At 42.7% G+C, this 24,370-nt stretch carries 25 protein-coding genes; 18 read left to right on the plus strand and 7 right to left on the minus strand.

Features of this window, described 5'->3' with window-relative positions:
• From BUC10_RS03880 to BUC10_RS03890, 3 genes are all read right to left on the minus strand, one after another.
• On the minus strand, positions 1-933 hold the full coding sequence (locus BUC10_RS03880) for a DUF1835 domain-containing protein (protein ID WP_073176566.1): 933 nt from the start codon (positions 931-933) through the stop codon (positions 1-3).
• Between the two features lie 145 nt (positions 934-1,078).
• On the minus strand, positions 1,079-1,408 hold the full coding sequence (locus BUC10_RS03885) for a translation initiation factor (protein WP_073176567.1): 330 nt from the start codon (positions 1,406-1,408) through the stop codon (positions 1,079-1,081).
• A gap of 3 nt (positions 1,409-1,411) precedes the next feature.
• Entirely contained in the window at positions 1,412-2,362 is a 951-nt protein-coding gene (locus BUC10_RS03890) for an isopenicillin N synthase family dioxygenase (RefSeq protein ID WP_073176568.1), read from the minus strand.
• A gap of 111 nt (positions 2,363-2,473) precedes the next feature.
• On the opposite strand from BUC10_RS03890, the gene BUC10_RS03895 reads away from it, so the two are divergent.
• From BUC10_RS03895 to BUC10_RS03945, 11 genes are all read left to right on the plus strand, one after another.
• The gene (locus BUC10_RS03895; RefSeq protein ID WP_073177155.1) at positions 2,474-4,450 is read left to right on the plus strand and encodes an alpha-ketoacid dehydrogenase subunit alpha/beta; all 1,977 of its coding nucleotides are present in this window, start codon (positions 2,474-2,476) and stop codon (positions 4,448-4,450) included.
• Between the two features lie 89 nt (positions 4,451-4,539).
• Positions 4,540-5,025 carry a lipocalin family protein gene (locus BUC10_RS03900; RefSeq protein ID WP_073176569.1) on the plus strand — a complete coding sequence of 162 codons (486 nt, stop codon included), beginning with the start codon at positions 4,540-4,542 and terminating at the stop codon, positions 5,023-5,025.
• A gap of 4 nt (positions 5,026-5,029) precedes the next feature.
• The gene (locus BUC10_RS03905) at positions 5,030-5,725 is read left to right on the plus strand and encodes a YiaD family glycine zipper/OmpA-like lipoprotein (protein ID WP_073177157.1); all 696 of its coding nucleotides are present in this window, start codon (positions 5,030-5,032) and stop codon (positions 5,723-5,725) included.
• A 34-nt stretch (positions 5,726-5,759) separates the two neighbouring features.
• Positions 5,760-6,926 (plus strand): NAD(P)/FAD-dependent oxidoreductase, encoded by a 1,167-nt coding sequence (locus BUC10_RS03910; RefSeq protein ID WP_262493184.1) that lies wholly within the window; start codon positions 5,760-5,762, stop codon positions 6,924-6,926.
• A complete protein-coding gene (locus BUC10_RS03915) occupies positions 6,926-7,639 on the plus strand; it encodes a methyltransferase domain-containing protein (RefSeq protein WP_073176570.1) in 714 nt (237 codons plus the stop codon). The genes BUC10_RS03910 and BUC10_RS03915 overlap by 1 nt, the downstream gene beginning before the upstream one ends.
• Positions 7,639-8,694, plus strand: coding sequence for a type III polyketide synthase (locus BUC10_RS03920; protein WP_073176571.1), 1,056 nt, complete (start codon positions 7,639-7,641; stop codon positions 8,692-8,694). Before BUC10_RS03915 ends, BUC10_RS03920 begins: the two co-directional genes overlap by 1 nt.
• 9 nt (positions 8,695-8,703) lie before the next feature.
• Positions 8,704-9,486, plus strand: a complete 783-nt coding sequence (locus BUC10_RS03925; RefSeq protein ID WP_073176572.1) for an SDR family oxidoreductase — start codon at positions 8,704-8,706, stop codon at positions 9,484-9,486.
• Positions 9,487-9,488: 2 nt separating this feature from the next.
• Entirely contained in the window at positions 9,489-9,947 is a 459-nt protein-coding gene (locus BUC10_RS03930) for a 3-hydroxyacyl-ACP dehydratase FabZ family protein (protein WP_073176573.1), read from the plus strand.
• Positions 9,937-11,208, plus strand: a complete 1,272-nt coding sequence (locus BUC10_RS03935) for a beta-ketoacyl-[acyl-carrier-protein] synthase family protein (RefSeq protein WP_073176574.1) — start codon at positions 9,937-9,939, stop codon at positions 11,206-11,208. Before BUC10_RS03930 ends, BUC10_RS03935 begins: the two co-directional genes overlap by 11 nt.
• 6 nt (positions 11,209-11,214) lie before the next feature.
• Positions 11,215-11,466: an acyl carrier protein gene (locus tag BUC10_RS03940; protein ID WP_073176575.1), complete on the plus strand. Its 252-nt coding sequence runs from the start codon at positions 11,215-11,217 to the stop codon at positions 11,464-11,466.
• A gap of 10 nt (positions 11,467-11,476) precedes the next feature.
• Positions 11,477-11,908 (plus strand): hypothetical protein, encoded by a 432-nt coding sequence (locus tag BUC10_RS03945; protein ID WP_073176576.1) that lies wholly within the window; start codon positions 11,477-11,479, stop codon positions 11,906-11,908.
• Between the two features lie 163 nt (positions 11,909-12,071).
• On the opposite strand, the gene BUC10_RS03950 is transcribed toward BUC10_RS03945, so the two are convergent.
• Complete coding sequence (locus BUC10_RS03950; protein WP_073176577.1) at positions 12,072-12,584, minus strand: YceI family protein; 513 nt, start codon at positions 12,582-12,584, stop codon at positions 12,072-12,074.
• Between the two features lie 223 nt (positions 12,585-12,807).
• On the opposite strand from BUC10_RS03950, the gene BUC10_RS03955 reads away from it, so the two are divergent.
• Together BUC10_RS03955 and BUC10_RS03960 are read left to right on the plus strand one after the other, a co-directional pair.
• Positions 12,808-13,137 carry a hypothetical protein gene (locus tag BUC10_RS03955; protein ID WP_073176578.1) on the plus strand — a complete coding sequence of 110 codons (330 nt, stop codon included), beginning with the start codon at positions 12,808-12,810 and terminating at the stop codon, positions 13,135-13,137.
• A gap of 110 nt (positions 13,138-13,247) precedes the next feature.
• A complete protein-coding gene (locus tag BUC10_RS03960; protein ID WP_073176579.1) occupies positions 13,248-14,165 on the plus strand; it encodes an EamA family transporter in 918 nt (305 codons plus the stop codon).
• A 4-nt stretch (positions 14,166-14,169) separates the two neighbouring features.
• Here BUC10_RS03960 and BUC10_RS03965 read toward each other — a convergent pair whose 3' ends face one another.
• Complete coding sequence (locus BUC10_RS03965; RefSeq protein ID WP_073176580.1) at positions 14,170-14,748, minus strand: Crp/Fnr family transcriptional regulator; 579 nt, start codon at positions 14,746-14,748, stop codon at positions 14,170-14,172.
• Between the two features lie 81 nt (positions 14,749-14,829).
• Between BUC10_RS03965 and BUC10_RS03970 the strand changes: the two genes are divergently transcribed.
• Positions 14,830-16,023 (plus strand): MFS transporter, encoded by a 1,194-nt coding sequence (locus BUC10_RS03970; protein ID WP_073176581.1) that lies wholly within the window; start codon positions 14,830-14,832, stop codon positions 16,021-16,023.
• Positions 16,024-16,032: 9 nt separating this feature from the next.
• Here BUC10_RS03970 and BUC10_RS03975 read toward each other — a convergent pair whose 3' ends face one another.
• Complete coding sequence (locus tag BUC10_RS03975; RefSeq protein ID WP_084732524.1) at positions 16,033-18,468, minus strand: TonB-dependent receptor; 2,436 nt, start codon at positions 18,466-18,468, stop codon at positions 16,033-16,035.
• Positions 18,469-18,699: 231 nt separating this feature from the next.
• Between BUC10_RS03975 and BUC10_RS03980 the strand changes: the two genes are divergently transcribed.
• Together BUC10_RS03980 and BUC10_RS03985 are read left to right on the plus strand one after the other, a co-directional pair.
• A complete protein-coding gene (locus tag BUC10_RS03980; protein WP_073177169.1) occupies positions 18,700-19,836 on the plus strand; it encodes a sensor histidine kinase in 1,137 nt (378 codons plus the stop codon).
• On the plus strand, positions 19,833-20,558 hold the full coding sequence (locus tag BUC10_RS03985; protein WP_073176583.1) for a LytR/AlgR family response regulator transcription factor: 726 nt from the start codon (positions 19,833-19,835) through the stop codon (positions 20,556-20,558). Before BUC10_RS03980 ends, BUC10_RS03985 begins: the two co-directional genes overlap by 4 nt.
• 8 nt (positions 20,559-20,566) lie before the next feature.
• On the opposite strand, the gene BUC10_RS03990 is transcribed toward BUC10_RS03985, so the two are convergent.
• Positions 20,567-22,711: a DUF5916 domain-containing protein gene (locus tag BUC10_RS03990; RefSeq protein WP_245812771.1), complete on the minus strand. Its 2,145-nt coding sequence runs from the start codon at positions 22,709-22,711 to the stop codon at positions 20,567-20,569.
• A 190-nt stretch (positions 22,712-22,901) separates the two neighbouring features.
• Here BUC10_RS03990 and BUC10_RS03995 point away from each other — a divergent pair, with 190 nt between their 5' ends.
• Positions 22,902-23,465 (plus strand): DUF4251 domain-containing protein, encoded by a 564-nt coding sequence (locus tag BUC10_RS03995; protein ID WP_084732526.1) that lies wholly within the window; start codon positions 22,902-22,904, stop codon positions 23,463-23,465.
• A 90-nt stretch (positions 23,466-23,555) separates the two neighbouring features.
• Entirely contained in the window at positions 23,556-24,365 is an 810-nt protein-coding gene (locus tag BUC10_RS04000; protein ID WP_073176585.1) for a hypothetical protein, read from the plus strand.
• Positions 24,366-24,370 lie beyond the last annotated feature (5 nt).

Consider the following 24,370-nt stretch of genomic DNA (forward strand, 5'->3'; position numbering starts at 1 on the left):
CTACAATTTTAATATGCGGTCTGTAGATGAATTGTAAAGAAAACTATACTTTAATGAACCGCCCAAATACAACTGATTTTCGCTTATTTGCGAGTAGTAGTTGGTTTGATTGGTCAGGACCTCTTTTCCCTTTTTAGTTAACCTCACAGGATTGAACGAGCTAAAAAGCGGTTTTAAGGAACCAATAATTCGTTCATATTGGGTATCACCAAAGCCATAAACTCCTTGATTGGACAATATTTTGCCCATCAATTCCCTTTTAGATTTTGGCTTCTCGGATAATGCGGTTTGCAAAATCTTGTTTTCAAGCTCATTAAGTCCATTCTTGATGGTAGGGAAACGTTTTAGATGTGCTCTTAGGGCTTCCGAAAGGTATTCAAATTGAAAGTTGTTATGGGCAATTAAATTTTCCAAACGGATTGGATTATCACTGCAATAAAGTTGCCATACATAATCCGCAAACTCAATATCGTCTTGGGATAGAACGGTTCTATTTTCATAAAGCTCAAGCAGTCTTTCATCGCTTAACTCACTAAGACCGTATAATTTTTCACTTTCGTCCTCCCTGCCGCTACAGACCAAAGAAATTTCGGCATGCCTCCTATGCATTTTCAGCCAACTTAGTACCGCTAGCATGTTGATTTGGCAAAATAGGTCGTACTCAAACCACAGCACAATTTGGTCCTGCTGTTTATGGTTACAAAGGGAGCGGTATTCCTTAAGGGTCTTTTCCACAAACCAAGATTTGGTAACCTTGTAATTCTTATTCAAAAATTCGAAACGGGTTTTCCAAAAAGACTCACTACCCACAGCGCACAGGGTTTTGCCCTCGCAGAGCATTTCCCTCCAAGTAATGATATCTCCCTTAAGATGCAGCGATTGAAGTTTTGACGTGAAAGAGTCCCCGTTGGTAATATGCAACAGTGATTTCATTTTCAACTTAGTTTTCGTCGGTTAGGAGCATTAAATGTAAGATTTAAACCAAGAACTCAAAAACTTTTTTCGTAAAACCTTGGTTGTCAAGGAGTAATTTTAACAGAGACTGATTGGCATAAAGTTCTTAAAAGGAACTTCCTTGCTAACCTCCTACACGTTTTACCTTAAAACCTTGGCTTTTTAAATACGTCATGATTTTTTCACGATAATCCCCTTGGATAATGATTGTTTCGTTTTTGTAACTACCCCCAACGCTTAAAAGCGACTTTAAATCCTTGGTCAATTTTTTAAAATCACTGTCAGCTCCATTATAGCCTTCTAAGATGGTCACGGGCTTTCCTTTGCGTTTTTCGTATTTGCAAATAATTGGGTCGTCCTGAAGCCAATATTTAGATTTCTCAGCTTCCATAGGCTCCCTTTCATCAGACACATGATCCGGAAAGAGGTTTTTCAATTGGTCCTGTAAATCCATGATTTAATTTTTGACAAGACCAAGTTCTATGAGTCGCTCATGCAGATATTCCCCGGCGGTGGTATCCTCAAAACCTTTGGGATTTTCTTCATCAATACAATGTTCCAGGCAGTTCAACGGCATTTCACTTATCGGATGCATGAAGAACGGGATTGAGTAACGGGAAGTACCCCAAAGTTCTTTTGGCGGATTCACAACTTGGTGAATCGTGGACTTAAGCTTGTTGTTGGACAAGCGGGAGAGCATATCACCAACATTGATCATGAGTTGATCTGGTTTAGCGATGGCATCTACCCATTCGCCCTCATGATTTTGTACCTGGAGACCTTTACCGTGAGCCCCCATCAAAAGGGTAATCAAATTAATATCTCCATGGGCAGCCGCCCTTACCGCATTTTTGGGCTCAGTCTTAATTGGAGGATAGTGAATTGGTCTTAAAATGGAATTTCCATTTTTAATCCAATCGTCAAAATAAGTCTCCTCTAGTTTAAGGTGCAATGCCAGTGCACGAAGCACATACTTTGCTGTTTTTTCCAGCATCTTGTAGGTTTCCTTGCCTGTTGCATTGAACTCTGGCAGTTCCGACACCAATACATTGTCCGGATATTCCTGTTCAAGTTTTGGGTCGTTTTCAACATATTGGCCAAAATGCCAAAATTCCTTCAGATCTCCTTCCTTTCTGCCTTTGGCATGTTCTTTTCCAAATGATGTATAACCACGTTGTCCACCTATTCCGTCAATCTCATATCTATCTTTCACTTGTTGGGGCAACTGAAAAAAACCCTTAATCTCGGTATAGAGCTTATCCACTAGCTCGTCGGACAGAAAATGCCCGCTGAGCGCCACAAACCCTATATCTTCAAAAGCACCACCAATTTCCTTGATAAATTTCTCTTTTCTTGCGGAATCACCGGACACGAAATCGCGAAGGTCAACACTTGGAATTGCACTCATAATTGTTATTTATTGGTCTATCAAAGGTATGAAATATTGATGGACGTTCATAAAGTTTAAGCTATGATGGACGGCTTTTTTACTACATTTAACCCCATTGAATTTGAACGTATGAGATACCATATTGGAGATTTGGCCCAGGAGGAATTGGTGAACCTATACAAGGGCATGTTGAAGCCCAGGATGATAGAAGAAAAAATGTTGGTACTCCTTAGACAGGGTAAAATTTCAAAATGGTTTAGTGGAATTGGTCAAGAAGCAATTTCCGTAGGCGTGACCCAGTCATTAAAAACAGAAGAATATATTCTTCCCATGCACCGTAATTTGGGAGTTTTCACTTCACGAAATGTACCCCTGCACCGTCTTTTTGGGCAGTGGCAGGGTAAAGAAAGTGGATTCACCAACGGCAGGGATAGGAGTTTCCACTTTGGGAGTCAGGAACATAAGATTGTTGGTATGATATCCCACTTGGGACCACAATTAGGTGTAGCCGATGGGATTGCATTAGCCGATTTACTGCGCAGAAAAAAAAGGGTCACGGCTGTTTTTACGGGAGAAGGCGCTACCAGTGAAGGGGATTTCCACGAAGCACTGAATGTGGCTTCGGTATGGAACTTGCCGGTTCTTTTCTGTATTGAAAACAATGGTTATGGGCTTTCTACACCCACAAACGAACAATACCATTGTGAAAACTTGGCGGATAGGGCCAAGGGGTATGGTATGGAATCTAGAATAATTGATGGGAATAACATTCTTGAGGTATACAGAAAGGTAAGTGAGCTATGTAAGGCGATGCGGAAAAGGCCGCGTCCAATTTTGGTAGAGTTCAAGACCTTTCGTATGCGTGGACATGAAGAGGCAAGTGGAACAAAATATGTTCCCGAAAAGTTGATGAAAAAATGGGCCAAGAAGGACCCGATTTCCAATTATGAGGATTTCTTGGTTAAAGAGGGAGTTTTGGATTTGGAGTCTATTGAGGCCACAAAAAAGGGCATTAGTGATGAAATCAATGAAAATTTAAAGCGGGCCTTCGATGAAAGTCCAGTTTCATTTGATGAAAGTAAAGAATTAAGTAATGTGTATCAAGAATTTGTATATAAGGAAGTTGATTGTGATAAAAAGTCAAAAAATATAAGATTGGTGGATGCCATTTCCGAGAGTTTGGAGCAATCCATGTATGCCCACAATGAACTTATCATAATGGGACAGGATATTGCGGAATACGGAGGGGTTTTCAAAATCACTGAGGGCTTCGTTCCTAAGTTTGGAAAAAGCAGGGTTAGAAATACCCCCATCTGCGAATCTGCTATTGTCTCGGCCGCGATGGGGTTGTCTATAAACGGCATGAAAGCTGTGGTGGAAATGCAATTCGCAGATTTTGTCAGTTCAGGGTTCAACCCTATCGTAAATTATCTGGCCAAAGTCCATTATCGTTGGGGCCAAGCGGCGGATGTGGTCATTCGGATGCCCTGTGGGGCGGGAGTGGGGGCAGGCCCCTTTCATTCACAGACCAATGAGGCTTGGTTTACCAAGACTCCTGGCCTTAAAGTGGTCTACCCAGCCTTTCCCAACGATGCAAAAGGTCTGTTGAATACTGCTATTAATGATCCTAATCCTGTGCTCTTCTTCGAGCATAAAGGACTCTATCGTAGTGTTTATGGTGATGTGCCAACAGATTACTACACCTTGCCATTGGGCAAGGCCAATTTACTTACACGAGGAGAGCGAATTTCCATAGTAACCTATGGGGCTGGGGTGCATTGGGCACTCGAAATTTTGGAAAATCACCCAGAGATTCAAGCAGATCTTATAGATTTGCGCACACTTCAACCTCTTGACATAGAAACCGTTTATGACTCAGTTCGTAAAACGGGTAAACTGATTATTTTACAGGAAGACACGCTGTTTGGTGGAATTGCAAGCGATATTTCGGCCATGGTGATGGAAAATTGTTTTGAGTTTTTGGATGCTCCCGTTAAAAGGGTGGGTAGTTTGGAGACTCCGGTGCCATTTGCCAAGGCCTTGGAAGCGCATTATTTGCCAAAGCAACGTTTTGAAAAGGCAATGCTTGCGCTCTACGCTTACTAATAAATAGGTGTTTTAACAATTATTTAACAACTCAAAAGAGTCGATACGGTGTCTCAATCGTATATACTCAAAATTAAATTCCAATTCTTATGGTAAAACAAGGATTATTTGTAATAGCTCTTGCTGGACTATTACTTACTTCGTGTTCTGTATCAAAAAGTGCAAGAACACAGCGCAACCTTTTCAGTGGCTCTTGGAGTCTGGACAACATTTCGTATGAAAACAATACTGGAAACTTCAAATCTGTAATCTTTAATGACGCTGAGGACATCTGCTTTGAGGGCAGCGACTGGTTTTTTCGAGATAACAACAGTACAGGCAGATACACCATTTCACAAAGTTCTCTTTGTCAAGGTGGTGACCGCTTCTTTAGGTGGTCCGTAGTAGAGCCTTCCCAGAATTATAGCAGTCAACTACAATTCAAATTTATTGACGAGAACAGGAAGGATATTTCAGGGGGTCTTGGTTACCGTTTGAATATAGCAAGTCTGACGGAACAGAATATGGTGCTGAAATCCAATGTATCCGTTGAGGGCGAACTGGTAACAATTGTATATGAATTCTCAAAAAAATAGGCAGATGAAAAACATAGTAAGAAAAAGTATGGCCGTTGTTTTGGCCCTAGGATTGATAATAAGTTGTAATACGGTTAAAAACGCCAATAACACCCAGAAGGGAGCGGCCATTGGTGCTGCAGGTGGTGCCGTTATAGGAGGTATCATTGGCAACAACGTTGGCAAAAAAGGAAACACGGCACTTGGCGCTATCATTGGCGCCGTTGTTGGTGGTGCGGCTGGAGGTTACATTGGAAACCGCATGGATCGCCAAGCCGAGCGTATTGAGGAAGAAATCCCTGGCGCAGAGGTCAAAAGAGTTGGGGAAGGTATCAACGTTACATTTAATGAAGATGCTGGAGTGTATTTTGATACCAACAAGTCGGATGTAAAAGGAACTTCTGCCACAACGTTGGATAAGTTGGCTGGAATCTTCAAGGAATATCCAAAATCCGTGATTCTAGTTGAAGGGCATACCGATAGTGCTGGAAGCGAAGAGTACAATTGGAATCTGTCTCAACAGCGAGCGGAATCAGTTACGGATTATTTGGTGAGCAAAGGAATTTCTGCAGGAAGATTCACCACAAAGTGGTATGGGGAAACCCAACCCAGGGAAAGCAACGAAACCTCCGAAGGTAAGGCGAAGAACAGACGTGTGGAATTGGCCATCGTCGCAAGTGATGAGCTCAAGCAAGAGGCCTACCAGAGCACAAAAAATTAAAAGTTCCTTCCGAGCATAATTTTAATCCCGGCTTTTGGCCGGGATTTTTGTTTCAATACCCTATCTTCATGGAGTGAAGGACTCAGAAGTGCTCGTTGTAGGGGGAGGCTTGGCTGGTTTAACGGCTGCCTTGGATTTAGCAGGTAAGGGAAAGCAGGTCACCGTTGTGGAGAAAAAGGAATATCCCCGGCATAAGGTCTGTGGAGAATATGTATCTAATGAAGTGAGGCCCTACTTGGACTATTTGGGAGTTGATTTGGACTCTATGCGACTCCCGGAAATAAATCGATTCCAACTTAGCACAAAAAATGGCAAATTGGTTGAGGTGAAACTTCCTCTTGGAGGTTTTGGTATCAGCCGGTATACGTTTGACAATCTACTCTATCAAACAGCAAAGGCCAAAGGAGTCCATTTTCTTTTTGGTACGGTAACAAACATTCAATGCAATGCAAATGATTTTGTAGTGGAATTGGCTTCCAAAGCCAAATTAAAGGCTAAGGTGGTCCTTGGGGCCTATGGGAAGCGTTCTAAATTGGATGTTGCAATGGGCAGGAGAGATTTGGAGCAGAAATCTCCTTGGGTCGGTATAAAATGTCATTATAAGGGCTATAACCATCCCGAAAATGTGGTGGCCCTACATAACTTTCCGGGTGGATATGCAGGAATTTCCAAGGTGGAAAATGAGATTGTCAATTTATGTTACTTGGTTCAGGAGGAACAGTTTCGAAAAATAAGTAACATTGAGAGGTTCAATAGGGAAGTGTTGGGACAGAATCGTTTTTTGAAGGATTTCATTGCTAGAGCCAGGCCTGTTTTTGGGAAGCCAATGAGCATTGCCCAGATTTCATTTGATGTAAAGTCCCAAGTTGAAAATCACATCGTAATGTGCGGTGATACGGCCGGGATGATCCATCCGTTATGTGGTAATGGAATGGCTATGGCCATACATAGTGCCAAAATAGCCTCGGCAGAAGTTGAGCGGTTTCTTAATGGAGTTCACAAAACGAGAAAAAGTATGGAATTGGGATATCAAAAACAATGGCGAAAAGAATTTGGGAAACGACTTTGGATGGGAAGGCGGCTCCAAGCACTTATGATGCATACCAAGTGGTTTAATCTTGGAATGGATACCGTAGCTCGTTCAAAACTGGTATTGGAATCTCTAATCAAAAATACCCACGGCTCTCCGATTATAAACTAATGGATTTTAGCTTAAGAAGTAGGAAAGATGAGTTGATGGATGACCCCAATATGCCATTTGAGGTTCTTCAGAATGCCTATGCAGACATCAACTTATGTAACAAGATACTGGGTGGGGAGTCGATAACCTTGAATGGGGTCTGGGAATTGGTGAAAAAAGACCTCAAAAAATCGTATACGATTTTGGATATGGGCTGTGGTGATGGCTCCATGTTGGTTAAATTATCCCGTTTCCTTAGCGAAAATGGGGTTTCGCATCAAATGATCGGGGTAGACCAACGGGATGATGTGCTGCATATTGCTAGGTGTAAAACGGAAAATTTATCCCACATATCGTTCCATAAAGTGGACATCCTCGAAGCAGGAAATGACCTTTCCTGTGATATCCTCATCAATACATTGACCATGCACCACTTTGAGGCAGAACGTATCGAAACCTTTTTGAACAAGTTTGTACAATTGGCTCGGGTTGGAGTCGTCATCAATGACCTTCAACGCAGTAAGTGGGCATACCACTTATTTAAGGTTTTCAGCTATTTTTTTATTAAAACTGATGTAGCCAAAAATGATGGGTTGGTTTCCATTAGTAAAGGATTTAGAAAAGAGGAATTAGAGGAGTTGTCCAAAAATATACCGAACGTAACACATACTATCCAGTGGAAATGGGCATTTCGGTATGTATGGGTTATGGAATTCAATCGACATAACAAATAATGGAGGGAGTTCGTATAGTTGAAGTGGCCAAACAGTTGCCGAAGTATAGTAGAAGCACTTCGGATATCCTCCCTTTTGTGGAAATCTGGTTGGCCGATCAGGAAGAACGATATCACCGTAAGGTGGTTAAAATATTTGAAGGTGCTGGAGTGGACCGAAGGTATGGAATCATGAACATCAAGGATGTATTCACAGCTACCTCTTTTGAAGAAAAAAATGCGATCTATGCACGGGAGGTCAAGGCGTTGGGTACGCAAGCTCTTGAAAAAGCGCTTTTAAATGCCGGTTGGAAAAGTGATTCCCTGGATTTTATCATTACCGTTAGCTGTACTGGAATCATGATTCCCTCTTTGGACGCCTATTTGGTCAATGCTCTTGGGCTAAAACGGGATATTGTTAGACTGCCGGTAACTGAAATGGGATGTGCTGCTGGGGTTTCCGGATTGATATATGCGGCCAATTTTCTTCGGGCCAATCCCGGGAAGAGAGCTGCAATAGTGGCGGTAGAAAGCCCTACGGCAACCTTTCAGTTGAATGATTTTTCTATGGCGAACATGGTGAGTGCCGCCATTTTTGGGGATGGTGCGGCCTGCGCTCTGTTGTCCTCGGAAAAGGATGCTTATGGTCCAAGAATAGTTGGGGAAGAAATGTATCATTTTAAGGACGCTACCCATTTAATGGGTTTTGATTTGACAAATACTGGATTAAAAATGATACTGGACCCAGCTGTCCCCGAAGTGATAGCGGAGCATTTCCCTGCCATTGTTCACCCATTTTTGGAACGACATGGAACCCATATCGAAAATGTGGACCACTTGATTTTTCATCCTGGAGGGAAGAAAATCGTGCGGACTGTTGAGGAATTGTTTGGTAAATTAGGGAAGAATATTGATGATACCCGAGAGGTGCTCAAAAACTATGGAAATATGAGTAGCGTTACCGTGCTATATGTGTTGGAGCGATTTCTGGAGAGAGCAATTGTTCAAGGTGAGCAAGGACTGGTGTTGAGTTTTGGGCCTGGTTTCTCTGCCCAAAGGGTATTATTGGAGTGGTAAATAGTAGAGATGCAGAATTCTTCAAAATGGGCTTTGGTTTTGGGTGGTAGTAGTGGACTGGGGTTGGCTACCGCCGAAAAACTTGGGAAACATGGGTTTAACCTGATCATCGTCCACAGGGATAGGAAATCCGACATGGAAGAAATCCAACATAGCTTTCAACGGATTGCTTCTTATGGTATTCAGTTGGTTTCCTACAATAAAGATGCCGTAAACCCTGAAACTCGCAGGGAACTCATTGAGGAAGTGCGGAAGTTGACAGCAGATAAAGCCATTTCCGTTGTGGTGCATAGTATTGCGAAAGGCAATGTCAAACCTATGCTTGGCCAGGATTCATTTTTACTTACGGGACAGGATTTCCGAATCACCATCGATGCCATGGCCATCAGCCTTTATGACTGGGTCCGTGATTTGGTTTATGCTGAGGCGATGGCTTTGGATACGCGAATCATTGCGTTTACCAGTGAAGGGAATACCCGGGCTATTCGCAACTACGCAGCGGTTTCGGCTGCCAAAACTGCTTTGGAGGCCATTGTGCGCAACATTGCTTTGGAGTTTGCGACAATGGGCATCAAGGCGAATTGTATTCAGGCAGGTGTAACGGACACCAAATCGCTTCGAATGATTCCCAATAGCGAGACCATTAAGAAGGCGGCACTCCTCAGAAATCCGAACAACAGGCTCACTTCCCCTGAAGATGTGGCGAACGCGGCCTATCTCTTGACATTGGATGAGGCTAAATGGATTACGGGAACAGTGATAAAAGTGGACGGAGGCGAAAGCTTACAGTAATTATGACTAAAAAGGAAGTTTTATCTCATTTACCGTATCAGGAACCTTTTCTTTTCGTTGATGGGCTCACAAATCTTGACCAAAATTCGGTGTGTGGCCATTATACGTTCAAAGCTGATGCCTTGTTTTACCAAGGTCATTTTAAAAACAGCCCCGTTACTCCGGGAGTATTGTTGACGGAGTGTTGTGCTCAGATAGGTCTGGTTTGTTTGGGGATTTATTTGCTCGACCAACAAATGGACCTTGTGGCGGTTACAAACCTGAAAATTGCCATGAGCCGTTCCCAAATGGATTTTTACTTACCCGTGCTTCCAGGAGAGAAGGTGACCGTGAAGTCCGAAAAAGAGTATTTCCGCTTTAATAAATTGAAGTGTAAGGTCAAACTTTTTAATGCGGAGGATAGATTGGTCTGCAAGGGAATCTTGGAGGGAATGTTCAAAAGCAATGCGGATGAGAAATAGGGTAGTTGTTACGGGAATGGGTGTGTGCGCCCCCAATGGTGTTAGGCTTCAAGAATTCGCTAAGGCGTTGGGGAACTTGGAATCGGGAATAAACTTCCAGCCTCAATTACAAGAATTAAATTTTTCATGTCAAATTGCTGGAAAACCGAACATTGAATCTATTCAACTAAACTCTTACTTTACTAATGTTCAATTGAAAGGACTGAATTCTAATGGCCTAATTTATGGGGTTATCGCCGGCAGGGATGCCTGGACAGACGCAGGATTGGGTGCAGCGGAGGTGAAGCCCGATTGGGACAGCGGAATCATTTTTGGAACAGGAATACTTGGGGTGGATAAGTTTCGAGAGGCCATTTACCGCGTAGACGAAGGGAATGTAAGGCGTTTGGGCAGTACGTCCGTAGTCCAGACTATGGCCAGTGGAATAAGCGCCTACTTGGGAGGCATGTTGGGATGCGGAAACCAGGTCACTACCAATTCTTCGGCCTGTACCACTGGTACTGAGGCACTTCTAATGGGGTATGAGCGCATACAAGCTGGGAAAGCGACCCGAATGTTAGTGGGAAGTTGTAGTGATAGCGGACCGTACGTCTGGGGCGGTTTTGACGCGATGCGGATTCTGCCAAGGAATTATAATGATAACCCTGAGCTGGCAAGTAGGCCTATGAGCGCCTCGGCCTCGGGTTTTGTCCCCGGAAGCGGGTCTGGGGCCTTGGTTTTGGAATCCTTGGAAAGTGCAAAAAACAGGGGTGCCAAAATCTATGGAGAGGTTTTGGGAGGTCATTGCAATAGTGGGGGACAGCGGGGAACCGGAAGTATGACGGCCGCCAACAACACTGCGGTTGTCCGATGCATCCTAGAAGCACTAAAGGATGCCGAAGTTGAACCCAATCAGGTGGACGCCATTAATGGACATCTTACGGCAACCAGTCGGGATGCCCAGGAAATCAAAAACTGGAGCACTGCCTTGAACCGATCAGGCGAAGATTTCCCTCATATAAATTCATTCAAAGGTATGATCGGTCATTGTTTGGCAGCGGCAGGAAGCATTGAATGTGTTGGGGCATTACTTCAATTGAAGGAACAGCGTATTTATGGAAATGTAAATTGCGAAGACCTGCATCCAGAAATCAAATCGATGATCGCAGACTCTAAAATTCCTTTGAAAACCAGGGGACATCCAGTAAAAATTTTGGCAAAAGCCAGTTTTGGCTTTGGAGATGTAAACGCCTGTGTTATTTTTAGGACCTATCCCAATTGAATTCAAATGCAAGAAGAGCGCTATCAAAAACTCAAGACCATTGTAAGTACCTATCTTCCAGATGACCTTTCTCCTATGGACATCCAACCGGAAAGTAATTTCATAGAGGAACTGAATATCAATTCGGCCAACCTTGTCGACATTGTCTTGGATGTGGAAGACACTTTTGATATTATGTTGGAAAATGAAGATATGGACGGGATGCAAACCGTTTCTGATGCACTGAATATTATCGACAAAAAAATCGCTGATAAATAACCCCATAGCCATGAAGGAATTTGTGAATTTTGTGCTCCAAAAAGTAAATGTCGATAAAAGATTGTTGGCTGTTTATTGTTTAGTATACTTTGCTTGGGGCATGGGTATGGACTGGTTTGGGAAACAAGTGGAAATTGCCCAGTTCACCTACTGGTGGCAGGTGATAAGCTGTTACATTCTGTATATGGTTCCCATTTCTTTGATATTTCGCGGACTTCCATTCCATATGCAATATGCCTACGGCTTGGTGGCCATGGGACTGCTCGAATTTGGTGGGTATGCCCTGCAAACATCTTATGCCTATCCAGATAATATCTTGGACCAACTCTTTAATATCCGAAACTTTAGCTTGGGAATGGCGCTTTTCTTTGCACTGTATTTTCCATTGGGAAATTGGCTTGTTGGGAAAATTTATACAGCACTTTTTCGCAAGGAGTCTTGAGTCTTGCGTCTATAGTAAAGAGTAGTCGGAAAATCCGAGTAGCCAATAATCTAACCCTTTACCCTTTGCCTGAAAAAGTTCTGATTTCTGCGTTCTGATTTCTGCGTTCTGAGTTCTGAGTTCTGAGTCTTGGTTCTTGCTTCTCAAGTCTCCTATCTAAAATCTATTCCAAATCGAACTCCATCCTGACTTTCACCAAATTGTCTTCCCGTTTCTTTTTAATTTTTATATCATAATCACTACTGTATAGTGAGAATAGTCCGACCAATTGACTCTTCTCCCGCGAAAAGTTAATGGTCACTGTTTTGGTGGTGGACTTTATGGTCAGATTCCCTGTAGCCAAAATATTGGAACCTTGTTGCTCAACTTTGGTGCTCTCAAAGGAGATGAATGGGTAGTCATCAACATCAAAATATTTGCTGCTTCGCAGGGACCAGTTTCGCAGACCGTTTCGGGTACTAATGGTTTTGGATTCAACACTGCCTTTAAACACTGATTGATCTAAAGCATCCCAATTGATGGTAGACTCTGACTTGAATCCTCCGAACGTGCCCTTAACACCATTATGGACAAATTCGAAACCAATGTCCCCAGAACTGATTTTTGCTTCCTGAGCTTGTAAAAGGATAGAGGAGAGTGAACATAGTAAAAGACAAACAAAAATGGTGCGTATCATAGGCTTTTAGTCCAAAAATAAGGAAAACCTTGTCCCAAAGGAGCGGATCTGGATATATTGGATAGTGGACATTTTTGTTATTCCTCAATTTGGAAGGGGTTCAAAATGTCAATAGTGGATGTTAATTAGCAAAAAATTAAAGTTTATTTAGTGGATAAATGTAGGATAATTACTAATTTAAAGGAAGAATTTAGGGGACTCTAAATATGTAAACAAAAAAGCTATGGCAAGTGCAACTGAACAGCGAAGGGAGCGGTTCCAAGAACTTGTGATTCGTTTGGAACGAAACAACAATATCATTCAACGGCTCTCCAAAAAAGTAAACTCCTATACCTGCGAACCCAATAATTCTTCCTGCTTTGAAAAGCTATACGATTTGAGACACAGTTTTAAGGTATTTTCGGCCCAACAGAAACAAATTGTCTCGCTAATAAATCAAAATACCGGGCAAGGAAAGAAACTCCATGGGGACATCCAGTCCCATTTGGAGCGCTTTAAGGAATTGGAAAGGGACATCGCGGCCTACCTATTGGCTACGGGTCAATATCACTAGTATAGCAGTTCATTTTTCATTTAAAACCATCGTTTAAACTTTCGGGGCGATTTATTTTTTGCTGGCGTAAACATGCGTAATATTGTAGGGCCAAAACCGACCATTTGCGTATGGGAAAGTCTTCAAACACCACCCTTGTTATCCTTGCTTTTTTTGCGATTTATGTCATTTGGGGATCTACCTATCTGCTGAACAAGATTGCGGTTCTTGAGCTTCCCCCATTTATGCTAGCGTCTTTTCGGTTTGTAACGGCGGGATTGCTGATTTTCGGACTGGCGCGTTTGATGGGTATACCCATTACCATCACCAAAAAGCAATTTTTGAACACCATTTTGGCAGGTTTCCTGTTTCTAAGTTTTGGGAACGGAGTGGTGGTGTGGGCACTAAGATTTGTAGATTCTGGTTTTGCTGCACTTGAAATTTCTGCCCAGCCCCTGATCATTCTTCTAATGATGTGGATACTGCAGGGAAAGAAAATTCAGCCCACATCGTTGATAGGAGTCTTCTTTGGTGTAGTAGGTATCTATTTACTGGTAAGTCAAAAACAGATTATTACCAAGGAAGGTTCTGTTCTTGGCATGATTATGATTTTTGCCTGCATGATCAGTTGGGCCTATGCCAGTATTTTTGTGGCCAAGGCCGACCTACCTTCCAATTACTTTGTAAATACCGGGTATCAAATGTTCACCGGCGGTATTATGTTGGCGTTGATGAGTGTCGGTTTCGGGGAAGAGTGGTCTTCACCCTTGACCTGGAGCCGCAATGTGCAATGGGCGATGATCCTGTTGGTTGTTTTCGGTAGTATTGTTGCCTTTACTTCCTTTAACTACTTGCTAAAGCGAGTGTCACCAGAAAAGGTAGCTACCTCTACATATGTTAATCCCATTGTGGCACTGATTTTGGGCTGGTATTTTTTAGAAGAGGAGATTACGGAGCAGTCCATTTTGGCGGCAGCTATCTTGTTAACCGGGGTTTATTTTATCAATACCAAAAAGAAAATAGCCATTTTCGAGCGTTTCAAGCGGTAGTTTGCTATTTGGAGCGATCCGATTTTTCCTTGAGCTCTTTTAAAGCCCTATTTAGACTTCTTGGAGTGACCCCGATATAGTTGGCAATATCTTTCTTGGATATCACCTCGGTAAACTCTGGAAACGTTTCTTTAAGGCGAATAATATTGTCCTCAATAGGGTAGGCGTGTTGATAGGAATGACGCGGAGCTTTATATCTTATTTTGTCTGCTAAAGATTTCATTATAAGTTTATTGAATACTCTATCCTCATCTAAAAGTTTATTGTAGAGATTATGACTTAGTGACAAGGTTTCCAAGTTGGTAATGGAGGTCACAGAGCAAATTGTGGTTAGATTATTAAAAGCTTCCAGCTCACCGAATTCCATGCCAACCCCCAAAAATTCCTGGATAAATTCTTTACCGTTCTCATCGGAAATAAAGCACTTGACAATGCCTTCTGTAATCACATGCACTTTGGTATACCTTCTGTCCTGAGCTATTATTTCTTGTTTGGGTCCAAAGGCTTCTCGTCGCACCCCGACATTTCCGGCTTCCCAGAGCTTGTTCATGTAATTGGATAGGGTGATGTTGGTTCTGATCATAGTATAACCGGGACAAATGTCCTTTTGCTTGTTTAGAGGATATCATTCCTTTGCCCATAAAATTACAACATCCGCATGCCGATGTCAACAGCTGAAATCAACATAAAATCATCCAAGAAACGTTTGTATTCCCCCAAATTTATTTTGGTCTGTTTAGGTTCCTTGTTTTTTTCGGCGAGTTATAACATGCTCATCCCAGAATTGCCCTCTTATTTGGCTAGCATGGGAGGAGCAGAATACATTGGACTGATTATCTCCTTGTTTACCCTTACCGCCGGAGTTTCCAGACCTTTTAGTGGAAAACTCACGGATACCATCGGTAGAAAACCGGTCATGCTCATTGGGGGTTTGGTCTGTTTGGTATGCGGTGGACTCTACACGGTTTTCACCTCGGTGTTCGGGTTTTTATTGCTCCGATTGTTTCATGGTTTTTCAACGGGTTTTACCCCTACGGCTGCCTCAACCTATGTTTCCGATATTGTTCCGCCAAATAGATTGGGGGAAGCCATGGGCATTCAAGGAATTGCTTTCAGTACAGGTTTAGCGTTAGGTCCAGCACTAGGTAGCCTCATCAAACTTCATTTCTCCCATGAGGTACTATTCTACAGCTCATCCCTAGTGTCCCTAGTGGCGTTGGTTCTTATCGCTAACCTTGGAGAGACGTTATCCACTAGGCGCCGATTTAAATGGAACCTACTTCGAGTTCACAAGCATGAAATCATCGCCAAGGAGGCCTTGCCTTCGGCAGTGGTTACTTTCCTTTCTTATATTGCTTTTGGGGTGGTACTGACATTGATTCCTGATTGGACGGAAGCAGTTGGTTATACCAACAAAGGGGTATTTTTTATCGTTTTTACTGTGGCATCTCTTTTGGTACGAGTAGTTGCGGGTAAGCTTTCCGATATCCATGGGAGAACCAAGGTCATTGGGATTGGAATGGCGTTACTCTGCGTTGGATTGACCTTGTTAGCGGGAATACCTTCAAAGAATGGATTGATTTTAGGCGCAACTGTTTATGGTTTGGGTATGGGCATTGTCTCCCCTGGAATCAATGCTTGGACTATCGACCTAAGTAAACCTAACTATAAAGGAAAGGCTATTGCCACCATGTTCATTGCTCTTGAAGCAGGGATTGGATTGGGCGCCCTGGTCTCAGGTTGGTATTACGGTCAAAGTTTACAACGAATTCCAATTATTTTGGTTGTATGCGCTTTCCTATCTTTTATCGGTATATGTTATCTACTACTTAGGTCTAAACGAAAAAAAAGAAGCTAAAACTTTGGTCTAAATCCTTGATTTCTCTGTGGACGCTCCAGAACGGGTTTTACCCTTTTTCACTTTTGAGTTTCCAAAGGGGTAGGTAAAGCTGATCCTATAAATTCGTGAAAAACCGGATTCTGGACTATAGTCCACGGTAAAAACATCGCCGTATACCTCCTCATCCAAAACACCAATTCGAGAACGGATATCCACACTTTGAAAAATATCGGTCACAGCAAATTGAAGACTGCTTCCGTTGGCAAAGTCTTTTTTAATACCCGCATTTAAAGCTCCAAAACCATCTATGCGAATACTTCCATTAAAATGCTCAGAGGTATACCAACCAGAAAGTTCAAAAGAAAAATCTCCTGGAAGCAGCATGGTCTGGTTCCCATTAAAATTGTAATGAAAGTAGGAATGTGCCACTTGGCCCACGGTATGCAGCAATTTAAAGTTCCGTACACCTATGGTGCCGTTCAGGTTCAGGTTCCACCAATGACTCAGTCGGATTGGAAGGTTAGTTTGCATATCCACACTGCGCTGGTAGTCCAGATTCACTGGAGCAATCACCGCTATATTGCTTAGGTCGTTTCTGGTAATCTGAAAGCGTGCTATAGGGTTCTGTTCGTTGGTTGCCATTAGTGAGATGTTAAAACCCTTGTTGTTGTAGGTAAGGCTAACATTATCCGTAATTGCCGGCAGTAGCTGTGGATTTCCGCTAAAGACGGAGGTGGGACCGTTATAACTCAGATAAGAGGCCAAATCAGAATAGTTGGGACGGGTGATACGCTTATTGTACACCAAGTTCAGGGAAGTGGTATCGGAAAATGATCGAGTTAAGAACACGGAAGGGAAGAGCTTACCGAAACTTCTATCCAAGCTGGAATCGTCAAAGGCCTGATCCCAATATTCATAGCGAAGCCCTAGCTGTACATCCGTTTTGGTGTTGGGTAAAAAAGCCGCAATCCCGTAGATGGCACCAATTTTTTCCCGGTTCTCAATAGTGCTGATAAAGCGTTCATCGGAAATAAAAACATCACCTTGTTGGATTTCTATACGGGCGTCATTTATGGTCTCGCTCAAAGATGCCTTAATCCCACCTTCCAAGGATACCGCTTCACTAAGTTGCTTTTGATAATCAAACTTTAAGACCCCAATGTTAATATCGGTCTCATTAAGACCCCGATTTCCACGGTTATATATTTCATTCTCTGGGTCGAAAGGGAGGCCCTCCCGATCAAAATAATCGCTTCTTACTTGGTTTGGAGTTTTGCTGCGATAGCCGATAAAATCCGCTCCAATCTGAAACGAGCGTTTTTCGTTAGCGCTCTCAAAAAACAGGGATGGATTTATATTGGACCATCTTCCTGCCCCATTGAGTTCTATTTGTGCCTCCAGGAAAGGATTGACCTGAAACTCGTAAAGCCCGCGATTTTGAATCCTTTGCTTAGGTCTGGAATGGTTATAGAGTAATCCTCCGCCTAAAATTGAATGTTCCGATAGCTGGTGTTCATAGCCTAAATTGGTATTGTGACTTCGGTTGATTTCAAAGCGGTCACTTTTAAACTCAATAGATGTATTGCCGCCAAGTACGGGAATATCCGAAACGCCCTTAGCGATCCAACCACTGAAAGTGTCATCATATAAAAAATTATAAGATGCAAATAAACTGCCCCGTTCCCCACCATAGGTCAAGGAAAAATTGTGCCCTTCTTTCAACCCTTCCCCATAGCCCAGATTGGCTCCAAATGAGCCCCGTAGTCCAGTGTTTTCATTTTTGGCCAATACAATATTGATGATTCCGGCATTGCCATCCACATCATATCTGGCGGATGGATTGGTGAGCAGTTCAATCTTTTCTATGCTGTCCGCGCTCATGCCATTGAGCAGGGCTATAAGATCTTCGGTAGGGATACGTTGTGTTTTTCCATTGATAAGAATCAGTGTACCGCTTCTACCGTTTAAAGAGAAGCTGTTGTTTCGCTGGTCCAGGATAACCCCGGGAGAACGCTCAAGCAATTGAAGTGCGCTACTGCCTTTGGTCAGTATGCTTTGCTGTACGTTGATCACATTGCCTTCTGGTGTACGCTGGATTAGTTTTCGTTGTGCGGTAATGGAAACACCATCCAGTTGGGTTACGGATTCTGCCAGGGTAACAGGAGGGAAGGTGCGTTCCTTTGAATTTGAAACCACTTCAAAGGGTTCCGACTCCCAGTTCTCGTAAGAAAGCAGGCTCACTCTTAAGATATACTGACCAGGTTGAGGTTGGTCCAGTCGAAAGTGCCCAGACTCGTCGCTGGTCCCACCGGTCAATATCTCTTGGTCCGTTTGCCGTAAGAGCAGAACATTGGCGTAGGCAATGGCTGTGCCTTGTTCATCGGTTATGGAACCGCTTAACTGAGAATACATACCATGAATTCCCAGAAAACCTATTAAAAAAAGAATTTGAATACGTTGCATTGTTGTGTTTTGAAGGCAAGAAGCCTATTTCCACTTGCTTCTTCAAAAGAGAATGACCACGGTATGGAATTGATTTATGAGAGGGGATTTTGGAATACATCCATCATTTTTTCGAGCTAAGAAGTGCTAAAATTGTCTTTCGTCAATTATTCTTGACCTGATGTCAATCAAAAGCGAGGGTATTTGATGGATAAAGGTGTCCTTTGTATCTTGGAACAAGAAGGAATACCAATGGCTTTACAAAACCTGTCTTCATTTTTTGCGGTCCTATGGCGGTTTAAATTGCACCATGTTCTTTTTTGGGCAGTTTATCACCTTGCCTGGTGGAGCCTTTATGCGGGAAGCTTAGTGGAGGTCCTCGGATATTTTGATGAAGCACATGGCGTGGTCAAATATTTGGGTTATGTCGTCTATCAAGCCGTGGGCGTCTACTTCTGTTTGTACGTGCTCATTCCCAAATTCCTTCAAAAGGGAAGGTATTTTTTGTTTTTCACCTCAGTGATCGGGGTGGTACTTTTCATGTCGGTCGGCATCACTTTTAACTACTATTTGGCTTCCCTGCTTACGGATAAAACGGTTTACGAATTGTTCAATGTTTTTCCGGAAACCCCAGTAACCTTATTTAAGCACAATGCTTTGCCTTCTTGCGTTGGGGCCATTACTTTGGGGATGAGCATCAAATTGACCAAGATTTGGATCGATACCCAAAAACGACAAAAAGCTTTGGAAAAGGAAAAATTGGAGACCGAACTCAAGTTCTTAAAGTCGCAATTCAATCCTCATTTTCTGTTCAACACGATCAATTCCATCTTTGTTTTGATTGATAAAAACCCGGAGATGGCATCGGAGTCCTTGGTGAAGTTTTCCAATCTTTTGCGCTATCAGTTGTATGAATGCAATGCCAACCAAATCCCATTGAAAAATGAATTGGCCTACATTAAAAGCTTGTTGGAACTCGAAAGTCTAAGGCAAAACGAAAACTTTGACCTGCAGATTGATTGGCCAGACACCATTTCAGAGGAGTATAGTATCGCTCCCTTTATCTTGATTCCTTTTATTGAAAACTCCTTTAAACATATCTCCGAAGACCGAAAACTTAAGAAATGGATACAGCTTCGAATCCAGGTAAAAGAGGGGAGTTTGATATTTCATTTAGCCAATAGTGCAAATTTTGAACTTAGACATGAGTTGCCCAAGGGAGTTTCCTACGGTGGACTGGGGCTTAAAAACGTAAAGCGTAGATTAGCCATCATTTATCCGGAATCACACAATTTGGTGGTATCCAAAGAAGAGGATTCCTATGTAGTGCATCTGGATTTGAAGCTTAAAAAAGAAGAGCAGGTTCAGCTTAAAAAGGCAGTAGGATGATCAATTGCGTAGTGATAGACGACGAACCCTTGGCTAGAGAATGCATAACCAATTATATTGAGCAGGTGGACTTTTTGGAATGTGTGGGTACAGGGAGTTCCGCCTTGGAGATTCCACAATTACTAGGACAGCAAGTTGACCTTTTGTTTTTGGATGTGCAAATGCCCCTGATGAACGGGTTGGAATACCTAAAGTCCAATCCCAAACCACCCATGACCATTCTCACCACGGCCTTTCCCAATTATGCCATTGAGGGTTTTGACCTCAATGTGCTGGACTATCTATTGAAACCAGTTTCGTTCAATCGCTTTTTCTCGGCTGCCACAAAGGCAAAACAACAATTTACATTGCTTAATGGCCAGGAAGTTCTCTCACAGCGAGAGGAGGAGCGAAGTTGTTTTTTTATTAAGTGCGATGGGAAATATGAGAAGATTTTTCAAGATGAAATCCTCTTTGTCCAGGCCATGCAGAATTATGTGGTCATTCAAACCACAAAACGAAAATACCTTACGTTGCTCTTTTTAAAAAACGTAGCTGAAAAGCTGGATTCCACTGCTTTTTTACGCGTGCATAAATCCTTCATTGTGGCACTGGATAAGGTAGAGGGTGTAGCACAACACGAAATTCAAATACAGGCCCACAAAATTCCCTTGAGTCGGAACTACAAGAAAGAAGTCATGCCCAAGATTCTTGGTGATAACCTTTGGGACAATAAGTCGTAACCTCAAGTTTAGTTTAGGATATCAAATCGGTGGGTGTACTTTATAGTGATGGTCTGATTGTTCAATAAATCCAGATCATTGTCATCTTTTACAATGTTGAAAACCACAAAAAGTCCCGTGTTTGCATTCTGCAACCATCCAAAGCGGGCATTCACTGAGGTGATTTCAGATACATTGTTCCGTTGAATCAAACTTTGTAGAAAAATCCTCGGGGTAAACGAGTATGATAACCGCAATCCGCCTACAAGTGCTGTAAAATTGCCTGTATCCAATTGTATATCGCTATGACTAAAATTTAAGGAGGAAATAAAACGGTCTCCAATCCTGTAATTGGCCGTTCCGCTGTTAGAGACCCTATCTCCATTAAAATAACCCCCGATAAAAGTCCGTGTGCTCAATGAAAATGCGTTGTTGGGATTGGTAATGAGCACAAACTGCAGTTCTTCATTTCTGTAATTGCCCACGGGAATGGGTACGCCGGAAAGTGTAAATTCCTCCAAAACGCGCTCCGTAGTGAAATTTATTCCGGTATGGATTTCAAATCCGCTTTTAAATTCCCAATGATTGTCAACATGCAGAAATCCAGTTACCAGCTCATCATCAAAATTCCAGTACCCCCGATAGGAGACATGGGGCCTAATCTCCAACAAATTACCAGCATTCTTTAATCGGTGCGCCTTCCAAATCAGAAATTCTGGTTTACGAAAAGCAGTCCGTTGTAAAAATCCAACTTCAGGGTTGAACCCCTCACCAACTTCAGTATATCCTGCTCGCAAATCCCAGCCATTCCAATTATAATTACCTAAGATTTTAAAAGCATGGTCATTTTCTTCGATACCAGGGGTTACACTTTTGGCCACAAACCCTGTAATCTCTGCTTTGTTGCCAATACCCCATTTCCCATCCATGGCGAAAACCCTGTTATGGTCATCATTAATATCGCCCAAGCCTTCCCTGTTGATAAATATACCACCCAAGGAGGATCGGGTTCCTTGAAAATCATGATTGACCCTTGCCACCGTAAAATTGTTCTTAACAATGGCCGCTTCTTCCACATCATCTGTGAACATGCTCAAAAAACCCACATTGGTTTGCCCTACTTTACCAGAAAGTCTTGCGCCTCCGATGATAGGCACAAGATCGCCATCATCCCCAATGCCGATTCTTCGACTGAAGAAGAGATCTACTTCTCCCGGACTTCCCACACTGAATTGTCCCGCGTTTTCCAAAAAGAAAGCCCTTTTCTCAGGAAAAAATAAGTTGAAACGGTCTAAGTTCACCTGCTGATCGTCCACCTCCACCTGTGCAAAATCTGTATTATAAGTGAGGTCTAGTGTCAAGCTTGGCGTAATGCTGTATTTGATGTCGGCTCCCACCTCAAAATTGGTGTCCGTTTCTGAGGGGTCTACAGCTTTATTGTTTACAAATTGGGTCAACGCATAGGGAATCAATTTAAGGTTTCCGGGATTTCTAAGGTTAAGACCGGTCAACTTCCCAGCAAGGGACAGGCGTTTCATGTCGAAGCCAAGGGGCAGGGAGGTCCAGTAGGCTGTTTCTGTATTCTTACTGATATTTCGTCTAAAATTCAGTCCCCAAGTCTTGTTTGATCCTGCTGCGAACCGCAACGAACGAAATGGAATGGCAAACTCTGCACTCCAGCCAAAATCCCCCATTTGCGTTCGTACCATCCAAGAAGCATCCCAATTGATGTTGGTACCTCCAATAACCCCTCCTTGTTGTCTGTTGGCGTTAAAATTGCCTTTTCCCTCATTGTCTATCTGTGCATCATATTCCATTCCTTGGGCATTGGTTCCAAATAAAAACCCATTTTGGCGGTCGTGATAGGTATCTATGATAAACAAAAAACTATCCTCATCGTTGAGGTCGGCATCCCTACGCGAATCTGAGACGACGAGTTTTTCCGGTTCGGAATCATAGCAGACGACAGCGACGTAAAAAGTGCTCTTGCTATAAGCTACACGTATCACTGTTTTCTCAGATACGGGCTGCCCATAATTGGGACGCAATTGAATCAGGTTTTCAATGGCAGGAACTTGCTGCCAAATGGGATCATTGATGATTTCACCATCTATCTGGGGATCATTTTCCAGAACAACGGCTTCAAATTGCGGCCTATCTGAAATGGAATCCATAAGTTGAGTTTGCTGGGCTTGGGTGAAGAAGAAACCGAGCGTACAGAACGCAGTACAAATCGGTAGGTAATTGTATTTCATAAAAAGAGGTCTGGTTGGATTAAATATAGGGGTAATCTTGGAATAATTTTTGGTGCTTGACAACAATGCGGTTGATTTCGTATCTTAAAGGAAAACAAAAAAAGAAGCAATGGACTATATGAAGAAAACTATTTGGATGATTGCCGTGCTCACTATGATGGGGTGTGGGTCATCTTCGAGCGTAAGCGAACTTACCCCTGAGGAGTATAAGGCTTTTGAAGATTTGGTACATAATGGCAATTATGAGATTAGGGCCAGATGGGCGCGACCTGTTTCATTGAACAGCCTTACAGCATTGGCCAATGCGGGTTTATTGGCCCCAGAGGATACTCCTTCACGGATAAACCTCTTGGATAATCCGGGCTATCTACGGGTTATTGGTGATAGTCTCTCCGTGTACTTACCGTATTACGGTGACCGTCAAATAGGAGGGGGCTACAATACCTTGAACAATGCCATTCGTTTTGATGGCATACCTAAAAAAATGGAATTGGAAAAGGATGAAAAAAGCAAAGGGTATCGACTGAAAATGACCATGGACAACAACACGGAGACCTATACCATTGCGGCCAAATTGGTGCCAAATAGTTTCAGTACAATCAATGTGAACAGCACACATCGTTCAGGGATTTCCTATTCTGGGGATTTCCAGGCCTTTGATACAGAGAAATAGACCGTTTATAAATACTCTCTTTTTAAGTGCGGTGTTTTTTTCTTACTTGCCTTGAGTTAGCTAATTGCCAAGTTTTATCGAGTCTTTTTCATGAAATCTTTAACTGCCCCTAACTTAAGTGTACTGACCTTGTTGGTGTTTGTATTCTTTCTTAAGAATGCGTATGCACAGGACCAACGGTTTACCGGAACTTTCTTAAGCGAAGACCAAAAATTGACTGCACAGGTCAAGTATGAAGATGGGCAATATCAAGGCGTGGTGAATTCTGGAGGCAATTTGTTCGCTTTTAGAGGTGAAATGGAAGGTGAGGTCATTAAAGGAGAATTGTTTGCGGGAAGTTCGGCTATTCCTTATGTTACCAGCGCCATAGCTGGAGGTATCTCCGTAAAAGCCCAAGGAAATACTATCGTGTATCACCAAACAAGTCAACAGCATGAATTGGCCAATGTGGATTTAAAACCTTATTTCGTATTATCAGGCACAGGAGGTTCGGCCGACAACCATTCCGTTTCAATGGATGGTGGGAGCTACCCCGAACTTACAGGTTACATCGCGGGAAGTCAATTGGTATACTACCAGCGTTCGTCCCTTGTGTTGGACGATACAGCAAGTTCCCTGACCTATGTGAATTTTTGTGGTGATGGGACATTTAATGTTAGCAAGGAAGCATCATACAGTGTAGAAGGTAGATATGGCGGAAATGCACATGGCGCAAGTAACGGAGCTTACGTGGGAACCTGGAAAGTGGAACAAATTCAAGGAACTCCGTCGCTCATAGTGAATTTTGCAAACGGTCAATACAATTCTTATCCCATAAATATGGGTTACTTAAATGCAGGCAGATGGCGGATAGGAAATACCCAATACGCCATTCAACGACATAAGGCAATCTGCCGGTAAGATGG

Source organism: Flagellimonas flava (assembly GCF_900129665.1).
Lineage (GTDB): Bacteria > Bacteroidota > Bacteroidia > Flavobacteriales > Flavobacteriaceae > Flagellimonas > Flagellimonas flava.

Bases quoted from the DNA above. Each gene is read 5' to 3' on its own strand.
- BUC10_RS03935 (WP_073176574.1), top strand. From the start codon at position 9,937: ATGAGAAATAGGGTAGTTGTTACGGGAATGGGTGTGTGCGCCCCCAAT.
- BUC10_RS04000 (WP_073176585.1), top strand. From the start codon at position 23,556: ATGAAATCTTTAACTGCCCCTAACTTAAGTGTACTGACCTTGTTGGTG.
- BUC10_RS03965 (WP_073176580.1), bottom strand. From the start codon at position 14,748: ATGATCAGAACCAACATCACCCTATCCAATTACATGAACAAGCTCTGG.
- BUC10_RS03920 (WP_073176571.1), top strand. From the start codon at position 7,639: ATGGAGGGAGTTCGTATAGTTGAAGTGGCCAAACAGTTGCCGAAGTAT.
- BUC10_RS03960 (WP_073176579.1), top strand. From the start codon at position 13,248: ATGGGAAAGTCTTCAAACACCACCCTTGTTATCCTTGCTTTTTTTGCG.
- BUC10_RS03915 (WP_073176570.1), top strand. From the start codon at position 6,926: ATGGATTTTAGCTTAAGAAGTAGGAAAGATGAGTTGATGGATGACCCC.
- BUC10_RS03990 (WP_245812771.1), bottom strand. From the start codon at position 22,711: ATGGATTCCATTTCAGATAGGCCGCAATTTGAAGCCGTTGTTCTGGAA.
- BUC10_RS03975 (WP_084732524.1), bottom strand. From the start codon at position 18,468: ATGCAACGTATTCAAATTCTTTTTTTAATAGGTTTTCTGGGAATTCAT.
- BUC10_RS03950 (WP_073176577.1), bottom strand. From the start codon at position 12,584: ATGATACGCACCATTTTTGTTTGTCTTTTACTATGTTCACTCTCCTCT.
- BUC10_RS03885 (WP_073176567.1), bottom strand. From the start codon at position 1,408: ATGGATTTACAGGACCAATTGAAAAACCTCTTTCCGGATCATGTGTCT.
- BUC10_RS03980 (WP_073177169.1), top strand. From the start codon at position 18,700: ATGGCTTTACAAAACCTGTCTTCATTTTTTGCGGTCCTATGGCGGTTT.
- BUC10_RS03900 (WP_073176569.1), top strand. From the start codon at position 4,540: ATGGTAAAACAAGGATTATTTGTAATAGCTCTTGCTGGACTATTACTT.
- BUC10_RS03995 (WP_084732526.1), top strand. From the start codon at position 22,902: ATGGACTATATGAAGAAAACTATTTGGATGATTGCCGTGCTCACTATG.
- BUC10_RS03945 (WP_073176576.1), top strand. From the start codon at position 11,477: ATGAAGGAATTTGTGAATTTTGTGCTCCAAAAAGTAAATGTCGATAAA.
- BUC10_RS03905 (WP_073177157.1), top strand. From the start codon at position 5,030: ATGAAAAACATAGTAAGAAAAAGTATGGCCGTTGTTTTGGCCCTAGGA.
- BUC10_RS03890 (WP_073176568.1), bottom strand. From the start codon at position 2,362: ATGAGTGCAATTCCAAGTGTTGACCTTCGCGATTTCGTGTCCGGTGAT.
- BUC10_RS03955 (WP_073176578.1), top strand. From the start codon at position 12,808: ATGGCAAGTGCAACTGAACAGCGAAGGGAGCGGTTCCAAGAACTTGTG.
- BUC10_RS03880 (WP_073176566.1), bottom strand. From the start codon at position 933: ATGAAATCACTGTTGCATATTACCAACGGGGACTCTTTCACGTCAAAA.
- BUC10_RS03970 (WP_073176581.1), top strand. From the start codon at position 14,830: ATGTCAACAGCTGAAATCAACATAAAATCATCCAAGAAACGTTTGTAT.
- BUC10_RS03895 (WP_073177155.1), top strand. From the start codon at position 2,474: ATGAGATACCATATTGGAGATTTGGCCCAGGAGGAATTGGTGAACCTA.
- BUC10_RS03940 (WP_073176575.1), top strand. From the start codon at position 11,215: ATGCAAGAAGAGCGCTATCAAAAACTCAAGACCATTGTAAGTACCTAT.
- BUC10_RS03925 (WP_073176572.1), top strand. From the start codon at position 8,704: ATGCAGAATTCTTCAAAATGGGCTTTGGTTTTGGGTGGTAGTAGTGGA.
- BUC10_RS03930 (WP_073176573.1), top strand. From the start codon at position 9,489: ATGACTAAAAAGGAAGTTTTATCTCATTTACCGTATCAGGAACCTTTT.
- BUC10_RS03985 (WP_073176583.1), top strand. From the start codon at position 19,833: ATGATCAATTGCGTAGTGATAGACGACGAACCCTTGGCTAGAGAATGC.